Raw genomic sequence first — 18,625 nt, forward strand, 5'->3', positions numbered from 1 at the left:
CGGATGAATCTATAACACCTACCAATATTCACTTCGGAGAATATGCCAACCGAAATACCATGCATTTGGTGCATTTTTAACTATATCGTAAAACGATCTATTTAAAGTATTTTTGGAGTGATAGCTTAAATATATTACGCAGCCTTCTTTCTTGGTTACCATCATTTGATGGTCGATAATATAATCATTATTCCAATCAGCGCTTACTATGTCACCCAATTGAATATCACAGGTTGTAGTGACATTGTATGCTCGATTCCTAAAATACATATGCCATGCCAGATTATCGGCTGCACTCCATGCGTAAGTGCATATGTTACCTGCACCGCTTGTTTCAAACCACCATTCTAAAATATTTTTTTTATCCCATCCGGTTGTCATAAACCAACCGCCAGCATAAAGACATTGTGATGCAAAATTGGTACAATCCTTTTGTAATAGGTGCCCATAATGGGGGTTATAGCTTTGGGCATAAGCTATAGCATAATTCACTGCCGATACCCTATTATATGGGTAAATTTCCAATTCGTGATTTAATATTTCCTCACTTTTGACATTGTTTTCATCCATTTGATGATGCAATGGAATTTCCAAGGGAGGCAATACTAGAGGTTCAACAGCATCAGGATTGTTTTCCATATATTCATCTAGCTGCATCTTGGCATCTGGTGTATCCGGTACAATTGGGTAAGTTACATCTTTTTTGTCATCTAAGTTTGAATAGAAAATTTCATCATGTTGTTGATCGTAGATAACATCGTAATCTCTCATTGTCTTTTTTATGATCATCACATGATCCATAACAGTTACAGTCAGTGGAGCGTCAAAATTAGGTGAATGAACAAGTCGGCTCTGCATTTTGTTTTTCTCGCGCACTTTGATATATATCATTCTGCCGATTTTTTTTGTTACGATTATATCGACAATTTCCGATTGTGACCATATGTATGCAATTGCAGACTCTTCTTTTATTGTATTATATAAATCTATAAGTGTAGTTTTGTATTCATCGCCTGAAAATTTCCTCCCCATAGCCTCGGTTATCGGAAAATTATATCCCTCATCTACACCTGTTATTAATAACATATCTCTCATTTTAAACAAATGCAATATTGTAGATCTGATTGAATCTTCTGCATCTGGTTGGATATTGTATTCAGCATTGGCAATCCTTTCACAATAAATTAGAACAAAAAAAATTAAACACAATTTGGCGATACTAATACACAGGCTGCAATTTGCATGTCTCATGTATAGTCTCCTTTCTTGAAAGTATGGTCTTTAGATTTGTTAATGCAATAATGATACCGTTTGTATTGAATACTGCCTGTTTTGGGCATCAACATGGGCTATGGAGGTGAAAGCGCCTAATCTTGTTGCTTGTTTTTCCGATGCAGGAAAAATTGCTCAGCCTCGGAGGAACAGGGCGGAAGGAGAGACTGCACATGTTATTGTGAACACCGATCTTCGCCATATACAGGTCTTTGGGATGAGGTTTGGTGGGAAAGGGTTTCGAATGCAAGGGGTCGACGATGCCGAGTGACGTTTTCCGAGTAAAGTTGCTTTATTGAAGGGCTTTGAGTAGCCTCGGTCGCTGCTCATCCAGGGGTGTTGCCGGCAGGACCTCCCGGGTGATCAGGATCGACAGCGCCAGTCTTTGCACGGTTCTGTTGGAGGATGATCCCGGAATGGGCTGGCGGGTCATGATGAGGCCCTTGAGATCGATCTGCAGGCCTTTTCATTCAGTCCTGGAAGAGGAGGTGAGGCACCGGGAACAGGATATTTTGAACCGGTGGTGAGTTTCCTTCCGGAAACGGTCTTTTTTCCAACCCGGGCGTCAATCTGTTGTTTTCTGGGGCGGCGATCTACAGGCCGCTTCCGAGCAAGTGCTGGATTTCATCGGTATTGTGAAAACCGCGACCCACTTGGCAGCGGTGGGACTGAGCACCCGAAGGGTGTGAAGAAAATATTCTCATTTCCGGATGGACACGAGTTAAATTTTGAAGGCGCACGGCTTTTGTGAAAATTTGAACAATACCTTCTTGACATGGCTCGAAACTTTTGGTATTCCTCGCACGTTACAATTGGACATGCTGATCCTGACCCGGCGGGGATTGCGGTAAAGCGCGTCGAGACCGAGCAGGTGGGGGTCTGATCATACCGAAGTGGACGGCAGAAGCCGCTGGCCGGCAGGAGAAGGCCTTGCCGGCTGCATATACGGGTAGCTCATGCCAAAACCGCTTTGATCCGCCTGCAGCCGGTGCGCAAGAGGAGCGGGTTCGCTTGGAGCATCCAAGCTTGCGCCAATGCAAAGGGGTTTCAATGACCGGTTTTGGCGGGGATCACCGAGTTTGTAGCGATACTTTTTTGGCAGGGAATCACCAACTAAACCCAGAGGAGAGGAAACGATGATTAAGCCGCATGGATCCGATAAACTGAATCCGCTGTATGTCATGGACGACGCAAAGCGCGCCCAGTTAACCAAGGAAGCCGAGAGCCTGCCTTCCATCGTGGTCAGTTCGGCCGCAGCCGGCAATGCCGTCATGTTGGGGGGCGGTTATTTCAATCCCCTGACGGGATTTATGAGCGCCGCAGAGGCGATGAGCGTTGCCAAGGACATGAAGCTGAAAAACGGGCTTTTCTGGCCTGTTCCGATCCTGAATGTCGTGCCGGACGCCTCCGCTGTCAAAGGCGCGAAGAAGATCGCCCTCAGAGACCCTAACGTCGCGGGCAATCCTGTGCTGGCGATTCAGGAAGTGGAAGCCATCGAGGAGTTCACCCCGGCGCAGATGAAAGAGATGACGCTGTCGATCTTCCGTACGGAAGACGAGAACCATCCCGGCGTGAAGGCTTTCAACTCGGTCGGGGGAAAGGTGATTTCCGGTCCGATTCAAGTACTGAGCTACTCCTATTTCGAGAAGGATTTCGGGGACACCTTCAAGACGGCCTACCAGATCCGCGAAGATATGGCCAAGCTCGGTTGGGAAAAGGTCGTCGCTTTCCAGACCCGTAACCCGATGCATCTGGCCCATGAAGAACTTTGCCGCATGGCATACAACGATCTGAAGACCGATGGGATCCTGATCCACATGCTCCTCGGTAAGCTGAAGGCCGGAGACATCCCTGCGGATGTTCGCGATGCCTGTATCCGGAAAATGGTTGAACTCTATTTCCCGGCGAATACGGTTCTGGTTACCGGATACGGTTTCGACATGCTGTATGCCGGTCCGAAGGAAGCCCTGCTGCATGCGGTATTCCGTCAGAACTGTGGGTGTACGCACCTGATCGTGGGACGTGACCATGCCGGCGTCGGCGATTACTACGGCCCCTTCGATGCGCAGACCATCTTTGACGAACTTCCGAAGAATGCCCTCCAGTTGGAAATCTACAGGGCGGACCATACCGCTTGGTCGAAAAAGTTGAAGAAAGTTGTTATGATGCGTGACGTTCCTGATCATACCAAAGAGGACTTCATCCTGTTGTCCGGGACCAAGGTCCGTGAGATGCTGTGCAATGGTCAGGCGCCACCGCCCGAATTCTCTCGTCCGGAAGTTGCCAAGATCCTGATGGATTACTATATGTCATCCGGTTCCTGTGCACGTTAGGAACAAGGAAGGCGTAGCCGCCATCCTTCAAAAATAAGCGCAGACGCGGATCTCCAGTCGATAGAAAGGGCCCTCTCTAGAACAACAGTGAGGGCCTTTTTTATGCGCAGGCTGAAAAGAAATCAGGGAAATTAAGGAAGCGAGGCTGAAACGATGGAGGCAGGGAGAAAGGCTGTGGTGCTTTCAAGCGGCGGGCTGGACTCGACCACCGTGATGGCGATTGCTCTTGAGGAAGGTTTCGATGTCTATAGCTTGACGGTTGATTATGGGCAACGACACAGGGTGGAACTGGAGGCGGCCCGCAAGGTTGCGTCTGTGCTCGGCGCTGAAGAGCACAAGGTGCTGCGGGTGGATCTGGCCGGTATCGGCGGATCGGCGCTGACGGACAACATCAGGGTCCCGAAGGGCCGCCAGGAAGACGAAATCCCAAACGAGATTCCCATAACCTATGTTCCAGCCCGGAATACCGTGTTTCTTTCCCTTGCCTTGGGATGGGCCGAAGTGTTGGGATCCGGGCACATCTTCATCGGCGCCAACAGCATCGATTACAGCGGCTATCCGGACTGTCGGCCGGAGTACCTGTCGGCCTTCGAAAGGCTGGCCGGTCTCGCCACCAAGGCCGGTGTGGAAGGGCGGCTGAAGATCCGGGTCCGTGCGCCCTTGCTGCACATGACCAAACGGGAGATTATACTGAAGGGTCTGGAGTTGGGCGTAGACTACGGACTGACCCACAGCTGCTACGACCCTCTGCCGGACGGCCGTGCCTGCGGGGAGTGCGACAGCTGCCGGCTCAGAAGAAAGGGATTTCGGGAGGCCGGCATCCAGGACCCTTCGGAGAGGTAGGATGCCGACCGGAATGGAGAGGGCGGGGGCCGAAAACCTTTACTTTCTGGGCGGTGAAAAAGTCTCCGGCGGATACAATTTCTCAATTTCTTCTTTGAATTTTTCTTCGAGGATCTTTCGTTTCAGCTTGAGTGTCGGGGTCATCTCCCCGGTTTCCTGGGTCCATTCGTGAGGAAGCAGACGGAATTTGCGGATCTGCTCGACCCGGGCGAAGTCAGCCATGAGACGTTCGATCTCCCGGGTATAATGATCGAGCACCGAGCGATCCTGGATGAGATCTTCGTGCTCTGAGAAAGGCACCTGATTGGTCCGGGCCCATTTCTTGAGTTCTTCGAAGGCTGGAACGATCAGCGCGGAGAGATATTTCCGCTTCTCGCCGATTACTGCGACCTGCTCGATGTAGGGAGACTCCATCAGCCGGCTCTCAATGTTTCGGGGTGCGATATTCTTCCCTCCTGCCGTGACGATGATGTCCTTGATCCTGCCGGTGATGGAAAGGTAGCCGTCCGCGTCGATGGCGCCGATATCTCCGGTCCGGAAAAACCCGTCCTCCGAAAACGCCGCCCGCGTCGCCGCTTCATCCTTATAATAACCGAGCATGACCTGCGGACCCTTGATCAGGATCTCTCCTTCAGGGGAAAGCTTGACGGTCGTTTCAGGCACGGGGGGGCCGACCGTCCCCGGTTTGATGAGCCAGAAACGGTTCACATTGGTGATCGGGGTGGTTTCCGTGAGTCCGAATCCTTCGAGGACCGTGATACCCATGCCCAGAAAGAATTCCGCGTCCGAGACCGAAAGGGCGCCACCGCCGGAGACCGCAAATCGGAGTCGATCCATCCCGAGCACCGCTTTCAGTTTCGAGAAGATGATTCGGTCGGCCAACCGATACCGTAAAGCGAAAAGGCCTTTACGGGGTTTCTGGGTGCAGGCGTAAGGGAGATTCATCCGGGCCGTTTCGATGGCCCATTTGAAGAGCGCCTGCTTTGTCGCGGGCGCCTCCGATACCTTGGACAGGATTCCGGAGTGGATCTTTTCATAGAAGCGCGGGACACTGATGATGATTGTGGGTTTGACCTCCGCCATGTTTTCCTGGATCTTCGAGAAATCCTCTGCGAAGGCTACGGTTGCACCCCAGGCAAGCGGCATGTAATAGCCGGCGGTCCTTTCGAGGGAATGGCTGAGCGGCAGGAAAGAAAGCAGGACGTCCTTGTCCGACACCTTGTCCCAGAAATCGAATAGGGCCTGCCGCACGTTCGAGACGAAATTGTCATGGGAGAGCATGACGCCCTTGGGCGGACCGGTGGTGCCGGAAGTGTAAATGATCGTGGCCATGTCGGAGGGTTTGACCGCGGCCAGCCGAGATTCGAAGACGTCGCTCAGGCCTAGTTTTTCGCCTTCCTGCAGGGCCTGCTCGAAATGCATCACGTCCGGGCCAAAGCCTTCGGCGGTGTCGTAAGCCACGGTGAATTCCAGGCCGGGAAGACGATCCCGGATTTCCATGATCTTTTGCAGGTGCTCGGAAGCCCCTGCCAGACACCCCTTGGCTTCGGAATGCTGCAGCACATAGAAGGCCTCCTCGGCGGAGTTGGTGGCATAGATCGGGACGTCGACGGCGCCGATGGAGAGGATGGCGAGGTCGCTTACCCACCATTCATAGCGGTTGGGGGAGAAGATGGCCACCCGATCGCCCGGTTCGATACCTCTGGAAATCAGGAAGGAGGCGAGGTTCCGGACCATGGCGTTCATCCGGTTCCAGGAGATCTCGATGTACCGGTTGCCCGTTTTGCAGGCAACGCATGCGCGGTCGCCGTATTTGTGGACTTGCTGCTGGAAGACTGCGGGCATCGAAGTGTTGTTCAACTTTTCCATCGCGGTACCTCCGGGCGCACCTGTTCGTGGGCGCAGACAAACGTTGTTCTGTCACAAAAAGAGCCGGGAACGGGCAGCGTGAAACAGAAAATGTAAGTTGTTTCCATCCGGAAATGGTCTTTTTTGCCAATCTCGGCGTCAATCTGCACGTTTGCTTGTGCGGCGACCCACAGGTCGCCTCCGCGCAAACGCTTGATTTCCTTGATATTGGCAAAAAATCCTCATTTCCGGATGGGGAACCGGGTTGTACCGGGAAATCATTTCCGGATGGAGACTAAGTTGCATCCGACCTTCGGCCTCTGGCTCTGACGCTCCTGAGGCGCCTTCGCTTCGACGGGATACCGGGGGCCTTCCGGATAGTCCGGAAGGCCGGCTGAGGGAGGAAGATTATGCCTGCTTCTTCGGTTTTTTCCAGACGATGAATGGACACAGTTTGCAGATATCGAAACCGGGGTATGTCTCTCCTGTGCGGGGGAATGAGGCGCCGCCGTCGCGCATCGTTCTCTGAAGCGTCCATCGGACGGTTTTTGGGAGATGGGCGCCGGGCCATATCCAGTTGATTTCCCCCTGTTCGGTCTTGCCGGAGGTGTAGCTGCCGCTGCACATCGGGGTGATGTTGGGCTCCTGGGTCACGTAACACTGGACGATTCCATGGCATACGGAGCTATTCATGGTCATGGTCATTTGGAACGGGTGCGTATCGAAAGCGGCGCACCAATCATTGCCCAGATGATAGGATTGCAGGACATCGCACATGCCATGGATGACATCCGGCTCGAAGGGGCTCTTGTGCAGTGGGGATGTGGCAAAGGCGAGCAGCCCCGGGGGCAGGCGTTTCTTTGTTTTGACAAATCGCTCGGCCTGTTCCGCGTTCTGGGTATATTTCAGGTGCCCTTTGATTTCGGAGTCATCCAGTTCTTTCCATCCAAGGACGAATTTCGCGTTGGAGCATCCTGTCTTCTCCTTTGTGCCGAGAAGGATCTCTCCGCCTTGCCGGGAAGCTGCAATGTAGTGACACATGGTAAAGGGGTGGAGCGCTTCCTTGTAATCGGCATTCTGTTTGAAAGCTTCGAGTTCTTCTTCAGAGAAGAAGAATTTCACTGCCACGGGATAATACTTGAATTTCAAAAGATTGCGTAGAGTGAACACAACATCTGAATGGCTGAGTGTTTCCTTTTCGAGCATGTGTTTTGCGAACTCTACATCGTTCAAAAGCATTGCGGTATCGATCATGAGATGCTCTCCAGACAGTGGAAGGTTACAGGTTGATTGCCGTTCAAATCGGGCAGCTGGCCCGTGTAATGCCAGAAAGTGATCGACAGTCGGGTGGCAACTGAACCTAGTCGCTTCTGAATGGCAGGTTGTCCGGTCACTGATCGGCTCACTTGGAAATCAGGGCCTGGAAAATTTTCAACAATGTTTCGGATGGACTCAAGTTGACGGAAATCCTATAGAATCGATCGAAAGATGTCAACGGGAAACCGCGGTTGGGCTGCGCCTGAGGATGCGTCATTCGCGATAGGGAGGTCTGCTATGGGCGATGCGAGGCGGCTCGGCGGGATAGAGGACATTTTCGGGTGGGATGTGACGGATTCCAGGAAGATAGCTTGTTTCCATCCGGAAATGGTCTTTTTTGCCAATCTCGGCGTCAATCTGCACGTTTGCTTGTGCGGCGACCTACAGGTCGCCTCCGCGCAAACGCTTGATTTCCTTGATATTGGCAAAAAATCCTCATTTCCGGATTGGAAACTGGGTTGTACCGGGAAATCATTTCCGGATGGAGACTAGCTTGTTTCCATCCGGAAATGGTCTTTTTTGCCAATCTTGGCGTCAATCTGCACGTTTGCTTGTGCGGCGACCTACAGGTCGCCTCCGCGCAAACGCTTGATTTCCTTGATATTGGCAAAAAATCCTCATTTCCGGATTGGAAACTGGGTTGTACCGGGAAATCATTTCCGGATGGAGACTAGCTTGTTTCCATCCGGAAATGGTCTTTTTTGCCAATCTCGGCGTCAATCTGCACGTTTGCTTGTGCGGCCGCCCGCAGGTCGTTTCTATCCAACCACCTGGAAGACAGACCAAACCGGGACCCGCCCCGAAGGCTGCCCTCATTTTCGGGATGGAAACCGGGTCGTGGTGTATGAGCATTTCCGGATGGATGGTGCCCTCAAACGGGGAGATTGCCTCGAGGGGTGCCTCTTAAGATCTTTCAATAAACCCCTGTCTGTGGCAGACTGCATAGACTGCAAGGGCTGACGTGGTGGGAGCCTGATGACTTGGAGTGTCACGGGATCGTGCGCCCCGGCGCCCCGTCGCCGAGGGTGGACGGGTGCGGATCGGGGGAACTGAAAGCGGGTCGGTAGTCGACGGAGCAGCATGTCGCCTGGAAGCGTGGGCGCAGCCCGAGCGCCAGGGCCTCCTCGACGGCTTCTTCCGACCAGACCGCCATGCGGGTGATCCCCGCTCGGAGGGCGAGTCGTTCGAGGGCGGTGCCATCGCGGTTTCGTGGCCTTTCACACCCGAGGGCAATCGGGACATCAGGCATCAGCAGTCGCGCGGAGGCGATGAGACGCGCGATCGCCAAGGGAGCGGGGGGTTGGACGGCAGACATGGCGGTCCCTTTGAGCGGACTCAGGACAACGATCACCAGCGCAGCGGGATGGTAGCGGCGAATGATCTCGATCGCCCGGTACTCCGCATCGATGCGGCCGAAATAGAGCCCCGCGACGATATGGGGGATCCAGGCCATGCCGCTTGCTTTGACGGCTTCAATGGCTTCGATGACCTTGTGGAGACCGGGTAGGTGATAGACCTCTCTTGCGGCCTTTTCGTCTCCCATAACGTCGAGGAGGGCTTGACGGATGCCGGCGGCCTGGAGGGCCTTGGCGGTGGGAAGGTCCGGGAAGCCCGTGTGCGCCGAAAGATGCAGCGTCGTTTCACGTTGGAGCGACGAGATGACGTCGAGGTAGCGGTTCCAGGGCAGTTCTCCGATCCGGTTGGACCCGCCGGTCAGAAGAACACCATGGTTCCCGTGTGCAGCGAACAGGCGGGTGCGGCGCAGCAGCTCCTCGGGTTCCTCGACCTTGAGCATCGGTTGGAGGAGCTTTCCTGAGCAGTGAAGGCATTGAAGTTCACAGCGGTTGCCTGTAATGGAGACGGCTGGATATCGGCCGCGAATGCTGCCGAAGCGTATCATCCCGGGGAGGTAGAAGGTGATGTCGCGACCGTGATGGTTCCTTGCCGTGCCCCAGGCCTCGCGGAAGAGCGCCTCGTCGGCGGGGCCGAATTCTGGACCGGCTTGAACAAGGCCGGTCCTGCGGGAGGCATGGGTGCAGGGAATCGGGGGCCGATGGTTCGATTTTTCGCGCATGGACGTCACGCATAATCAAGGGTTATGAATGGGCGTTCGTGATGAAGGGTAAAAGTACAAAAACGCCCTCTGCAGGGCGGAAACCAGCCTGACTAAGGGGGAGGTTATGCAAATGGTGAACAGAAATCAAGTCCGGTTGTGCTGCGCCTTGCCTTTTCTGATTATTTTTGCGGTGTCCGGGTGTAGCACCCTTGCCGAATTGAAGGTGCACTACGAACTGCGGCCCGGCTCGAACGTCCTTTCGGGCCGCAGTATGACGCTCGTTGTGGAAGATGGACGTGCGATCAAGGAAATCATGGGAAAGGGCGCGGCAGAAGAGTTTGAACATTTTTCAGGGAAGGTTTCTTTCAGCTATGCTCGCTATGGTGAGGCAGGCTTCAAACAGGGGCTCTATGATCTGCGCGGCTTATTCACCGCAGCCTTCACGAAGCGGTTGGAGAATCTCGGGATGGCCGTGCGGTCGGAGAGTGTGCCCGGGGCGATGGAACTCGTCGTGCGTGTCGAGGAGTGTTCCCTGGATCTCGTTGACTGGCGCTGGCTCGCCAAGGCGGCTTATGAGGTCCGCATCATGGATAACGGGCGCTTCCTGGCCTCCCAACGGATAAACGGCCAGTCGGAGAGGCTCAAGATCATCGGCCGGAAGCAGGCTGATGCGGTTATGAGCGAGCTTTTCACCGATATCGTCAATCAGCTCGATGTCGTGCGGCTTCTGGAGCAGGCGGAGCGGGTGCGTTGAGGGTGCGGCTCCCCCTTGTGGGAGGCGGTTTTGCCCAGGTTTTGAGGGGGTATATTGGAATGGTTGTAGAAAATCAGTCACTGCACATGCACGGGGTTTACTGCATCAGCCTTGGTTGTGCGAAGAATCTCGTTGACACCGAGCATATGCTGGGTTTGATGCAGGCCGGCGGCTGCAGATTGACCGAGGCCTTGAGCGAAGCGGACACCGTGTTGATCAACACCTGCGGTTTTATCCAGGAGGCCGTGGAAGAGGCGATCGGAGCCATCCTCGATGCTGCGCGTGAGAAGGCCTCGGGCACATTCAGAAACCTTGTCGTAACCGGGTGTTTCGTTCAGCGCTACGGGTATAAACTCGCGCGGGAAATACCTGAGGTGGACGCATGGGTGGGCACCGGTGAATTTCACGGGATCGTGGATGTGCTGAGCGCGTTGGAGGCAGGGAAAGGCCCTCTTTTCCTGATCGGGCCGCCCCGCTACCAGGCGGATCACACCGTGCCGCGCCTCCGGACGACGCCGTTTTTCAGCGCCTATCTCAAAATCTCCGAAGGGTGCTCCCATCGCTGCAGCTACTGCTGCATTCCCCGTTTGAGGGGGCCTCTTCGCAGCCGCAACCTGGACTCCCTGGTGCTGGAAGCGGAGCGGATGGTCGAGAACGGTGTCAAGGAGATCAACCTCGTCGGCCAGGATATCACGGCCTACGGGCGAGATCGTTCGGAGGGCAGCGGTCTCGAGCGGCTTTTGAGGCGACTGGTCAATGTGAAAGGGCTTGCCTGGATTCGGTTGATTTACTGCAACCCGGAGGGGATTACCGATGCATTGTTAGAACTGATCGAAGCGGAAGAGAAGATTTGCCCGTATCTGGATATTCCTCTGCAGCACGTCAGTCCTGCTGTTCTCCAGGCCATGGGGCGTGGATCCTCCGGGCGAAGCCCCTGGGATCTGATCGAGCGGATCCGTTCCCTGAAGCGTTGCGTCGCCATCCGCACGACCCTCATGGTGGGCTTCCCGGGCGAAACGGACCAGGATTTCGACGAACTTCTCCGCTTTGTGCAAGATGGGAGGTTCGATCACCTCGGCGTGTTTTCATTCAGTCCGGAAAGTGGGACGCGCGCGGCCCGGATCAAAACGGACATCGTGCCAGGAAAAATCGCCGCCGCGAGGCGGCGCAAGGTGATGCAGCTTCAGTCCCGGATTGCGAAAAAGGTCAAACAGCGGTTGATTGGCGACATCCTGCCTGTACTGATCGAAGGGTACTGCCCCGAGACGGAACTCCTGTTGAGCGGTCGCGCATCTATAATGGCTCCCGAGGTGGATGGACAGGTCCTGATCAACAAAGGAACGGGGGTCGAGGGGGCGATCCTGCCTGTAAGGATTACAGAAGCCCATCCGTACGATCTTGTCGGTGAGATTGTTGGCTAGCGGGATGCCGTCGGATTTGTTTTGACAACGTGATTGGACTCATTTAACCTCAAAAATTTACCTTTTTAAGCCCTACCTGGCTGCGCCTGCCACCATCGGGAGTTTCGGATGAATCCAGATCTGGCCATATTGACAAAACACAGAGATCACCTCGAGCGGATCGAGGCCGAATTGGCCCATTCCGTCGGCTCCCGTGTCGTGAAGATCGAGGAGATATCCCGGCACACGCTCCTCGGCGGAGGAAAGAGGATCCGGCCCCTCCTCTTTGTCCTTTCATGCGGCCTTTTTGGGTCCCAGGTCCACGAGTGCTACCGGTTGGCCGGCATCTTCGAGATCATTCACGCCGCATCGCTCCTGCACGACGATGTGCTGGACAACGCCGAAACTCGGCGCAGCCGGCCCTCCGCCAACCGCCTCTGGGGGAACCATGCGGCGGTGCTCGTAGGGGATTTTTTGTACTCCAAGGCCTTCGCCGTGGCTTTCGATACGGGGCATCGTCCGTTTCTCCGGCGACTGACGGAGACAACCACCCGCATGGCGGAAGGTCAGATCCTGGAACTCGAACATACCTTCGACTGGGATATCGGGAGGGACTCTTACCTGGAGATTGTCAAGGCCAAGACGGCGGTGTTGATTTCAGCGGCCTGCGAGTCCGGCGCGATTCTGAGCGGTGGCGGTGAAGAGGCCGGGGAGGCGCTCGCGCAGTTCGGTTTTCATATGGGCGTGGCTTTTCAATTGATGGATGATCTCCTGGATTATACGGCCGAAGAAGAGGTATTCGGCAAGCCGGTGGTCAAAGATCTGCGGGAAGGCAAGATCACGCTCCCTTTGATTTATGCGCTTGCGGATCTGGAAGAAACGGATCGGACGGCCCTTGGCACGCGGCTTACACCTGAAGGAACGTTTCCGAGCGAGGCGGATTTCCACTGGGTTTTGGAGATGGTGAGGACCGGCGGCTGCCTGGAGAGGGTTCGCCGGGAGGCCTCTGAAAGCGTTGACCGAGCGGCGGGCTGCCTGACGATTTTTCCCGACTCCCCTGCAAAGCGCGATCTGCTTCAAATGAACCGTTATATCGTTGATCGGAGCTACTGACCTGCGCTTGGCTCACGGGAGGTGCAGGGAAGAAAGCGACGGTCCTTTTTCTCCGAGGTGGTGCACGGCCTCCCGGCGGACGGATGGCGATTCGGCTCCTGCAGGGGGAAAAGTGGATTTATCGGGGTCCGATCATTTTCCGAAGGGGCAGACGGGATAGCGGCATGCCTCGCACTGAAGGCACATGCCACCGTGGGCCATTTCGGCCAGGTCACGCCTCGTGATTTCTTCCCCGGCGAGCACCCTCGGGAGGACAAGGTCGAGTACGGTCGCCCTGTAAAAAAGGACGCATGCAGGTAGACCGAGGATCGGGATGTTCCCGATCCGACCGTAAAGAAACATCGCCCCGGGGAGGACGGGTGTGCCATAAACGACAGGGTCGGCCCCTGCTTCAGCCACCGCCAGGCGGCTGATGTCGTCCGGGTCCACGCTCATGCCGCCGGCGACCAATACGAGTCGTGCACCGGCCTCGAGGACCGAACGGATGCCGTCCACAATCCGGTCCATTTTGTCGGGCGAGAAGACCAGTTTGCATATTTCACATCCGTAGGCAGCCAGTTTGCCGCGGATGATGGGCGCGAACTTGTCGTCGATCAGGCCGGTGTAGACCTCGTTGCCCGTCACGACCAGACCCGCCGGAGGTTGAGCCAGTGCCTTGACCGTGAAAATGGGCCCATGGAGCCGAATGGACTCCAGGGCATCCATGAGGGTCTTTTCTTTCATGATGAGCGGTATGGCGCGGGTGGCGGCCAGGATATCTCCGGCCTGGACTACGGTGTGGGTGTGGCGGGACGAGCAGGAGATCTCCGCCGTCATGTTCAATTCTACCAGGGCTTCCACGTTGACCTTCAAAAGTCCGGCGTACGCCGCCTTCAGCGAGATTTTTCCTTCGGAAGGGGAGCCGTCGAAGCGCACGCCGGGTCCCGCGATGGTTCGGGCGATTCTGAATGCGGCTTCGTCTTCATGGAGTTCGCCCGGCTCGAGCTTCAAAACATAGAGATGTTCCTTCCCGAGACGCTTCAGATGCTGAACGTCTTCCTCCCGGATGATATGTCCCTTCTTGAAGGCCGGGCCCTTGAACTGGCCGGGTCTGATCTCGGTGATGTCATGTGCCAGGACGGTCCCGACGGCCTCGTCGACAGGGATGATGGTCGCTGATGATTTGTATTTGCCTGCCATAAAGCTTCTCCTCGAAAAGCATATCGTTTGGAATCCGATTTCCGGAGGGGTGTCGCTGTACGTTCCAGACAGGAGCCTTGCGGAACGAGCTGTTCAAATTCTCAGAAGCAGCAGATCGGAGCCCAGAGTGAGCATCCCACTATACGCCTGCCGGCAATCCCTCGCAATGTCCGTTTTGAGACACTCCGGATAAAAATGGGTCAACACCAGGTGCCGGGCGCCGGATTGTTCGGCGATACGGCCGGCGAGAGAAGGCGTCAGGTGCCCGGGCACAGGGGATTGGTCTGGAAAGGAGCACTCGAGGATAAGGATATCCGCATCGTGCGCAAGGCGGACGATCTGATCACTATAGTCTGTATCGCCCGAATATACAAGGGCCTTCCCGTCGGACGAGCGAATGCGGTAGCTGATGCCGTGCGCAGAATGACGTGTACCGGCGACCGTGATTTCCAGAGGGCCGATGTGTACGACCTCTTCGTTTTCGGGGTGGATCTCCTTGACCGATACAGGGTCGTTCGGTCGTGAAGCACAGCCTCCATAGGCTGCCTGGAGACAGGAAAGCAAATCAACCAGGCCGGGCGGGCCGGCTAGAACCAGATGGGGCCTGGAGGCTACGAACACCGGATTGCGCAGGGCGAAGAGAAGAGGAACGAGATCGGCGCAATGGTCGGGATGAAAGTGCGTCAGGAACACCCCTAGCAGAGACGTCAAGGGCAGCCCCGCGCGAGCCATTTGCCGCAGGGTACCAGGTCCGAGATCGAAGCAGAAAAGATGCCCCGCGTCGCGCACCGCAATGGCGGGCGATGCGCGATCGCTCAAAGGCAAAGCGGTTCCGGTGCCGAGAAGGATGATGTCCATCATGGGGTGGTGGTCCACTGCTTTCACTTTGACGATTATTAGTATCTGTCCGGAAATGATTTCGCGGTACAAGCCGGTTTCCAATCCGGAAATGAGGATTTTTTCTTCACACGCTTCGCGTGCTCAGTCACACCGCTTCGCGGCGGGTCCCGGTTTGGCCAATATCAAGGAAATCCAGCGTTTGCGCGGAGGCGACCTGGTAGTCGCAGCACAAGCAAACGTGCAGATTGACGCCTGGATCGGCAAAAAAGTCCATTTCAGGATGGAAACTATCTGGCTGGCATCTTATCCATGAATCGGTTCGTGGTCAATCCTTGATGGACCACGAGCACAAAACGTGAAACGGGAACTTGACAGAGTGTAAGAAAACCTGACACATCTTTGCGCTTAGAGGGTCTGCTCAGTCTTCTTACGTGGTTCTCGGATCGGTTGTCGTCTCGCAAGGTTGCGTTTTTTTGCCGCCCATGCTCTCAAGTGGCATGTCTCTTGATGAGGATTTCACCCAGGGATAGAAGTTGGTACGCCCGTTCCGTGGCGAGCAGACAAAAGGAAGGCGCATTTTCAGTGAAAAATCAAGTTCCTGAATGCACCCCTCAGCGAGATGCATTGGCTGCATGCCGGGAGGGTACGTAAACGGGGAGCCATGGGAGACTCATTATCGGCAGGCTCATTTTTTCTTGACACCAAAGGGGAATTATATATAAAAGGGTGCTTGTTACAAAAAGCACAAAGTATGCGGGATAGACCTTGGCAGTAGAGCTTTTTGGGTTGACGAATCAAAAACGAGGGCAATGAGGTTGCTCATGTCCGAAGGGCATGCCGCAAACCTGCTTTTTGCCCCTGAGGAGTGCGGCGGTGGGGATGCTGAGCTAGGCCACCGCCGGAGCAGGAGGACCGGGTACCGCTCCTGTGCGATTGCGGCGCTGCTTCCCACCGGCTCAAAGTCTGGCAAGGCGCAGGGTTTCGGCCTGTGCGCGCGGGATGCCCTCGGAAGGGCTGACGCAGGGGTGTGGAGAGCCGGATTGAATCCGGGAGGCGTTGACGCTGTGGGGGCGTGGCAAGTTTACCTGAGATCGATACCGGTTCCTGGGCCTTGTTTATGTGAGATCGCAGTCTAGAAAAAGATCGTATTCTAGAGAAAGGAGGTGTCACTCACAACGTTCTTAAACACCCTTGTCTTTGTAGAATCCATTCATTTGCTTATCAGGAGGTGTAGATAATGCCAAGTTATGTGATCACTGAGAAATGTGACGGTTGCAAAGGGCAGGACAAGACCGCTTGCATGTATATTTGCCCGAACGACCTCATGGTGCTGGATAAGGAGAGGATGAAGGCCTACAACCGCGATCCGTCCATGTGCTGGGAATGCCAGTGCTGCGTCAAGATCTGTCCGCAGCAGGCGATGGATGTCCGCGGATATGCCGATTTTATCCCGATGGGTGCCAGTGTTGTGCCTTTGCGCGGTTCTCAGGATATCATGTGGACGGTCAAGTTCCGTGATGGCAGCCTCAAGCGCTTCAAGTTTCCCATCCGTACGACCGAAGAAGGGACCGCGGATCCATTGGGCGGCTTTGCTGCACACGATGACCTCAACAGCCCGGCCCTGGCCACCGAACCGGCATCATTGGGACTGAAGGAAGTCCCCACAATAAAGTAGTTTAAGGAGGGTAAGTTATGGCAAATTTTCAGACTGTTGAAGTGAGTACCGACCTCCTGATCGTTGGTGGGGGATTTGCAGCTTGTGGCGCCGCCACCGAGGCGGCCTATTGGGCGAAAAAGAAAGGTTTGAAGGTCACCCTGGTCGACAAGGCCGCCCTGGACAGGTCCGGCGCAGTGGCCATGGGCCTTTCCGCCATCAACCAGTACGTCGGCGTCAAAGACGGCGAAAACACCTGTGAAGATTATGTCCGTTATGTCCGCCAGGATCTGATGGGGATTTCCCGCGAGGACCTGGTTTTCAATATTGCCCGTCACGTTGATTCCACCGTGCATCTTTTCGAGAAGTGGGGCCTCAAGATCTGGACGGACGAGGCAGGCAAGTATGTCCATGAAGGCCGCTGGCAGCTCATGATCAACGGTGAATCCTACAAGATCATCATCGCTGAAGCCGCCAAGAACGCCATCAAGGACGCGGGCGGCGAGATCTTCGAGCGCGTTTTCGTCGTAGAGCCGCTGGTCGAAAACAACAAGGTCGTGGGCGCCGTCGGTTTCAGCACCCGCGAGGATAAATTCTATGTCTTCAAGGCGAAGGCGGTCATCTGCGCCATGGGCGGTGCGGTCCATGTGTTCCGTCCGCGGTCCGTCGGCGAGGGCTTTGGTCGTTCCTGGTATCCCCCGTTCAACACCGGCTCCAGCGCCTATTTCACCCTGAAGGCCGGCGCCGAGATGACCTGTCAGGAAGTCCGCTTTATCCCCGTTCGTTTCAAGGATGCCTACGGCCCGGTCGGCGCCTGGTTCTTGCTGTTCAAGTCCCGGGCCGTCAGCGCTGAAGGCGGCGAGTATATGGCCGTCCGCAAGGACGAACTTCAGAACTGGGCCCCCTATGGCCTGGCCAAACCCATCCCGGCCAACCTGAGAAACTATCTCGGTATGCTGGACGTGGACGCCGGCCTTGGCCCGCTGTATATGGAAACGGCCGAAGCCATTGGCAAGATTGCCGATGCTTACAAAGACGACCCGAAGGCCTTCAAGAAGAAGATGAAGGAACTCGAGGCGGAAGCTTGGGAAGACTTCCTGGACATGACGATCTCGCAGGCGCATCTCTGGGCATCCCAGAACGTCAAGCCCGAAGAGAAGCACTCGGAAATCGCGGCCTGCGAGCCGTACTTCATCGGTTCCCATTCCGGCGCCTCCGGTGCCTGGGTCAGCGGTCCCGAGGACATGAACACCCCTTACAAATGGGGTTATGCCAACATGACCACGGTGGAAGGTCTGTTTGCGGCCGGCGACGCCTCCGGTGCCTCCAGCCACAAATTCTCCTCCGGTTCGCATGCTGAAGGCCGCATCGCCGGCAAGGCTGCGATCAAGTACATCGTGGAGAAGGGCGCCGACCCGAAGGTCGATGCCGGCAAGCTGGATGCACTGAAGGCCAAGATTTTGGCCCCGTTGGACAACTATGCAGCGCATTGCAAAGAGACCACGGCTCCCGAGATCAACCCCAACTACATCCTGCCCCTGCAGTTCATGCATCGTCTGCAGAAGATCATGGACGAATACGCGGGCGGCGTGACTGCGGCCTTCAAGACCAGCAAGTCGAACCTGCTCAGGGCTATGGAACTCTTCGTCTTCCTGAAGGAAGATGCAGAGAAATTGGGTGCTGCGGATATCTATCAGCTCGAAAGATGCTGGGAGAATGTCCACAGAATGTGGCAGGGCGAGGCCCATGTCCGGACGATGCTCTTCCGGGAGGAGACCCGGTGGCCGGGCTACTACTTCAGGGCCGATACCCCGAAGATGGATGAGAAGAACTGGCATTGTTTCGCCAACTGCCGCTTCGACCCCGCGAAGGGTGAATGGGAAATGATGAAGCGCGACGTGTGGAACATTCCCGGTGTGTAATGGCTGACCGTTGAAAAAATGCTCCAGGCATTTCAGCTGCCTGGAGCATTTCCGTCATGGAGATCCTTTGCGTTGTCTCGCGAAGGACTTAATC

The 18,625-nt window shown here is 55.4% G+C and carries 18 protein-coding genes; 11 read left to right on the forward strand and 7 right to left on the reverse strand.

Annotated elements, in window-relative coordinates; translation table 11 throughout:
* Nucleotides 1-18: 18 nt before the first annotated feature.
* A complete protein-coding gene (locus ACZ500_RS23190; protein WP_464229791.1) occupies nt 19-1,251 on the reverse strand; it encodes an amidase domain-containing protein in 1,233 nt (410 codons plus the stop codon).
* Between the two features lie 1,157 nt (nt 1,252-2,408).
* On the opposite strand from ACZ500_RS23190, the gene sat reads away from it, so the two are divergent.
* Complete coding sequence (gene sat, locus ACZ500_RS23195; protein WP_464229792.1) at nt 2,409-3,605, forward strand: sulfate adenylyltransferase; 1,197 nt, start codon at nt 2,409-2,411, stop codon at nt 3,603-3,605.
* Between the two features lie 153 nt (nt 3,606-3,758).
* Nucleotides 3,759-4,448, forward strand: a complete 690-nt coding sequence (gene queC / locus ACZ500_RS23200; protein ID WP_464229793.1) for a 7-cyano-7-deazaguanine synthase QueC — start codon at nt 3,759-3,761, stop codon at nt 4,446-4,448.
* Nucleotides 4,449-4,487: 39 nt separating this feature from the next.
* Here the strand turns inward: queC and ACZ500_RS23205 are convergent, their stop codons facing one another.
* Nucleotides 4,488-6,317 carry an AMP-dependent synthetase/ligase gene (locus ACZ500_RS23205; protein ID WP_464229794.1) on the reverse strand — a complete coding sequence of 610 codons (1,830 nt, stop codon included), beginning with the start codon at nt 6,315-6,317 and terminating at the stop codon, nt 4,488-4,490.
* A 113-nt stretch (nt 6,318-6,430) separates the two neighbouring features.
* Here ACZ500_RS23205 and ACZ500_RS23210 point away from each other — a divergent pair, with 113 nt between their 5' ends.
* Nucleotides 6,431-6,595: a hypothetical protein gene (locus tag ACZ500_RS23210; RefSeq protein WP_464229795.1), complete on the forward strand. Its 165-nt coding sequence runs from the start codon at nt 6,431-6,433 to the stop codon at nt 6,593-6,595.
* Nucleotides 6,596-6,704: 109 nt separating this feature from the next.
* On the opposite strand, the gene ACZ500_RS23215 is transcribed toward ACZ500_RS23210, so the two are convergent.
* Nucleotides 6,705-7,550, reverse strand: coding sequence for a DUF169 domain-containing protein (locus ACZ500_RS23215; RefSeq protein WP_464229796.1), 846 nt, complete (start codon nt 7,548-7,550; stop codon nt 6,705-6,707).
* Between the two features lie 390 nt (nt 7,551-7,940).
* Here ACZ500_RS23215 and ACZ500_RS23220 point away from each other — a divergent pair, with 390 nt between their 5' ends.
* From ACZ500_RS23220 to ACZ500_RS23230, 3 genes are read left to right on the forward strand one after another with little or no spacing between them, the layout of a single operon-like run.
* The gene (locus ACZ500_RS23220; RefSeq protein ID WP_464229797.1) at nt 7,941-8,105 is read left to right on the forward strand and encodes a hypothetical protein; all 165 of its coding nucleotides are present in this window, start codon (nt 7,941-7,943) and stop codon (nt 8,103-8,105) included.
* Between the two features lie 17 nt (nt 8,106-8,122).
* Nucleotides 8,123-8,287 carry a hypothetical protein gene (locus ACZ500_RS23225; RefSeq protein WP_464229797.1) on the forward strand — a complete coding sequence of 55 codons (165 nt, stop codon included), beginning with the start codon at nt 8,123-8,125 and terminating at the stop codon, nt 8,285-8,287.
* A gap of 17 nt (nt 8,288-8,304) precedes the next feature.
* On the forward strand, nt 8,305-8,520 hold the full coding sequence (locus ACZ500_RS23230) for a hypothetical protein (protein ID WP_464229798.1): 216 nt from the start codon (nt 8,305-8,307) through the stop codon (nt 8,518-8,520).
* An 81-nt stretch (nt 8,521-8,601) separates the two neighbouring features.
* Here ACZ500_RS23230 and ACZ500_RS23235 read toward each other — a convergent pair whose 3' ends face one another.
* Nucleotides 8,602-9,687, reverse strand: coding sequence for a hypothetical protein (locus ACZ500_RS23235; protein WP_464229799.1), 1,086 nt, complete (start codon nt 9,685-9,687; stop codon nt 8,602-8,604).
* A gap of 112 nt (nt 9,688-9,799) precedes the next feature.
* Here ACZ500_RS23235 and ACZ500_RS23240 point away from each other — a divergent pair, with 112 nt between their 5' ends.
* The 3 genes from ACZ500_RS23240 (at nt 9,800) to ACZ500_RS23250 (ending at nt 12,936) form a co-directional block, all read left to right on the forward strand.
* Nucleotides 9,800-10,423, forward strand: coding sequence for a hypothetical protein (locus ACZ500_RS23240; protein WP_464229800.1), 624 nt, complete (start codon nt 9,800-9,802; stop codon nt 10,421-10,423).
* A gap of 59 nt (nt 10,424-10,482) precedes the next feature.
* Nucleotides 10,483-11,844, forward strand: coding sequence for a 30S ribosomal protein S12 methylthiotransferase RimO (rimO, locus tag ACZ500_RS23245; RefSeq protein ID WP_464229801.1), 1,362 nt, complete (start codon nt 10,483-10,485; stop codon nt 11,842-11,844).
* A gap of 108 nt (nt 11,845-11,952) precedes the next feature.
* Nucleotides 11,953-12,936: a polyprenyl synthetase family protein gene (locus tag ACZ500_RS23250; RefSeq protein ID WP_464229802.1), complete on the forward strand. Its 984-nt coding sequence runs from the start codon at nt 11,953-11,955 to the stop codon at nt 12,934-12,936.
* Between the two features lie 132 nt (nt 12,937-13,068).
* Here ACZ500_RS23250 and ACZ500_RS23255 read toward each other — a convergent pair whose 3' ends face one another.
* From ACZ500_RS23255 to ACZ500_RS23265, 3 genes are all read right to left on the reverse strand, one after another.
* Nucleotides 13,069-14,115, reverse strand: coding sequence for a molybdopterin-binding protein (locus ACZ500_RS23255; RefSeq protein WP_464229804.1), 1,047 nt, complete (start codon nt 14,113-14,115; stop codon nt 13,069-13,071).
* A gap of 93 nt (nt 14,116-14,208) precedes the next feature.
* Nucleotides 14,209-15,000, reverse strand: a complete 792-nt coding sequence (locus ACZ500_RS23260; protein WP_464229806.1) for an MBL fold metallo-hydrolase — start codon at nt 14,998-15,000, stop codon at nt 14,209-14,211.
* A gap of 100 nt (nt 15,001-15,100) precedes the next feature.
* Nucleotides 15,101-15,229, reverse strand: coding sequence for a hypothetical protein (locus ACZ500_RS23265; protein ID WP_464229807.1), 129 nt, complete (start codon nt 15,227-15,229; stop codon nt 15,101-15,103).
* Between the two features lie 963 nt (nt 15,230-16,192).
* On the opposite strand from ACZ500_RS23265, the gene aprB reads away from it, so the two are divergent.
* Entirely contained in the window at nt 16,193-16,630 is a 438-nt protein-coding gene (gene aprB / locus ACZ500_RS23270; RefSeq protein WP_464229808.1) for an adenylyl-sulfate reductase subunit beta, read from the forward strand.
* Between the two features lie 17 nt (nt 16,631-16,647).
* A complete protein-coding gene (gene aprA, locus ACZ500_RS23275) occupies nt 16,648-18,531 on the forward strand; it encodes an adenylyl-sulfate reductase subunit alpha (RefSeq protein WP_464229809.1) in 1,884 nt (627 codons plus the stop codon).
* Nucleotides 18,532-18,625 lie beyond the last annotated feature (94 nt).

The sequence above is a fragment of the Desulfatiglans parachlorophenolica genome, assembly GCF_055394735.1.

Excerpts from the sequence above, each read along its gene's own strand:
- ACZ500_RS23190 (WP_464229791.1), bottom strand. The coding sequence starts at position 1,251 with ATGAGACATGCAAATTGCAGCCTGTGTATTAGTATCGCCAAATTGTGT.
- sat (WP_464229792.1), top strand. The coding sequence starts at position 2,409 with ATGATTAAGCCGCATGGATCCGATAAACTGAATCCGCTGTATGTCATG.
- queC (WP_464229793.1), top strand. The coding sequence starts at position 3,759 with ATGGAGGCAGGGAGAAAGGCTGTGGTGCTTTCAAGCGGCGGGCTGGAC.
- ACZ500_RS23205 (WP_464229794.1), bottom strand. The coding sequence starts at position 6,317 with ATGGAAAAGTTGAACAACACTTCGATGCCCGCAGTCTTCCAGCAGCAA.
- ACZ500_RS23210 (WP_464229795.1), top strand. The coding sequence starts at position 6,431 with ATGGTCTTTTTTGCCAATCTCGGCGTCAATCTGCACGTTTGCTTGTGC.
- ACZ500_RS23215 (WP_464229796.1), bottom strand. The coding sequence starts at position 7,550 with ATGATCGATACCGCAATGCTTTTGAACGATGTAGAGTTCGCAAAACAC.
- ACZ500_RS23220 (WP_464229797.1), top strand. The coding sequence starts at position 7,941 with ATGGTCTTTTTTGCCAATCTCGGCGTCAATCTGCACGTTTGCTTGTGC.
- ACZ500_RS23225 (WP_464229797.1), top strand. The coding sequence starts at position 8,123 with ATGGTCTTTTTTGCCAATCTTGGCGTCAATCTGCACGTTTGCTTGTGC.
- ACZ500_RS23230 (WP_464229798.1), top strand. The coding sequence starts at position 8,305 with ATGGTCTTTTTTGCCAATCTCGGCGTCAATCTGCACGTTTGCTTGTGC.
- ACZ500_RS23235 (WP_464229799.1), bottom strand. The coding sequence starts at position 9,687 with ATGCGCGAAAAATCGAACCATCGGCCCCCGATTCCCTGCACCCATGCC.
- ACZ500_RS23240 (WP_464229800.1), top strand. The coding sequence starts at position 9,800 with ATGGTGAACAGAAATCAAGTCCGGTTGTGCTGCGCCTTGCCTTTTCTG.
- rimO (WP_464229801.1), top strand. The coding sequence starts at position 10,483 with ATGGTTGTAGAAAATCAGTCACTGCACATGCACGGGGTTTACTGCATC.
- ACZ500_RS23250 (WP_464229802.1), top strand. The coding sequence starts at position 11,953 with ATGAATCCAGATCTGGCCATATTGACAAAACACAGAGATCACCTCGAG.
- ACZ500_RS23255 (WP_464229804.1), bottom strand. The coding sequence starts at position 14,115 with ATGGCAGGCAAATACAAATCATCAGCGACCATCATCCCTGTCGACGAG.
- ACZ500_RS23265 (WP_464229807.1), bottom strand. The coding sequence starts at position 15,229 with ATGGACTTTTTTGCCGATCCAGGCGTCAATCTGCACGTTTGCTTGTGC.
- aprB (WP_464229808.1), top strand. The coding sequence starts at position 16,193 with ATGCCAAGTTATGTGATCACTGAGAAATGTGACGGTTGCAAAGGGCAG.
- aprA (WP_464229809.1), top strand. The coding sequence starts at position 16,648 with ATGGCAAATTTTCAGACTGTTGAAGTGAGTACCGACCTCCTGATCGTT.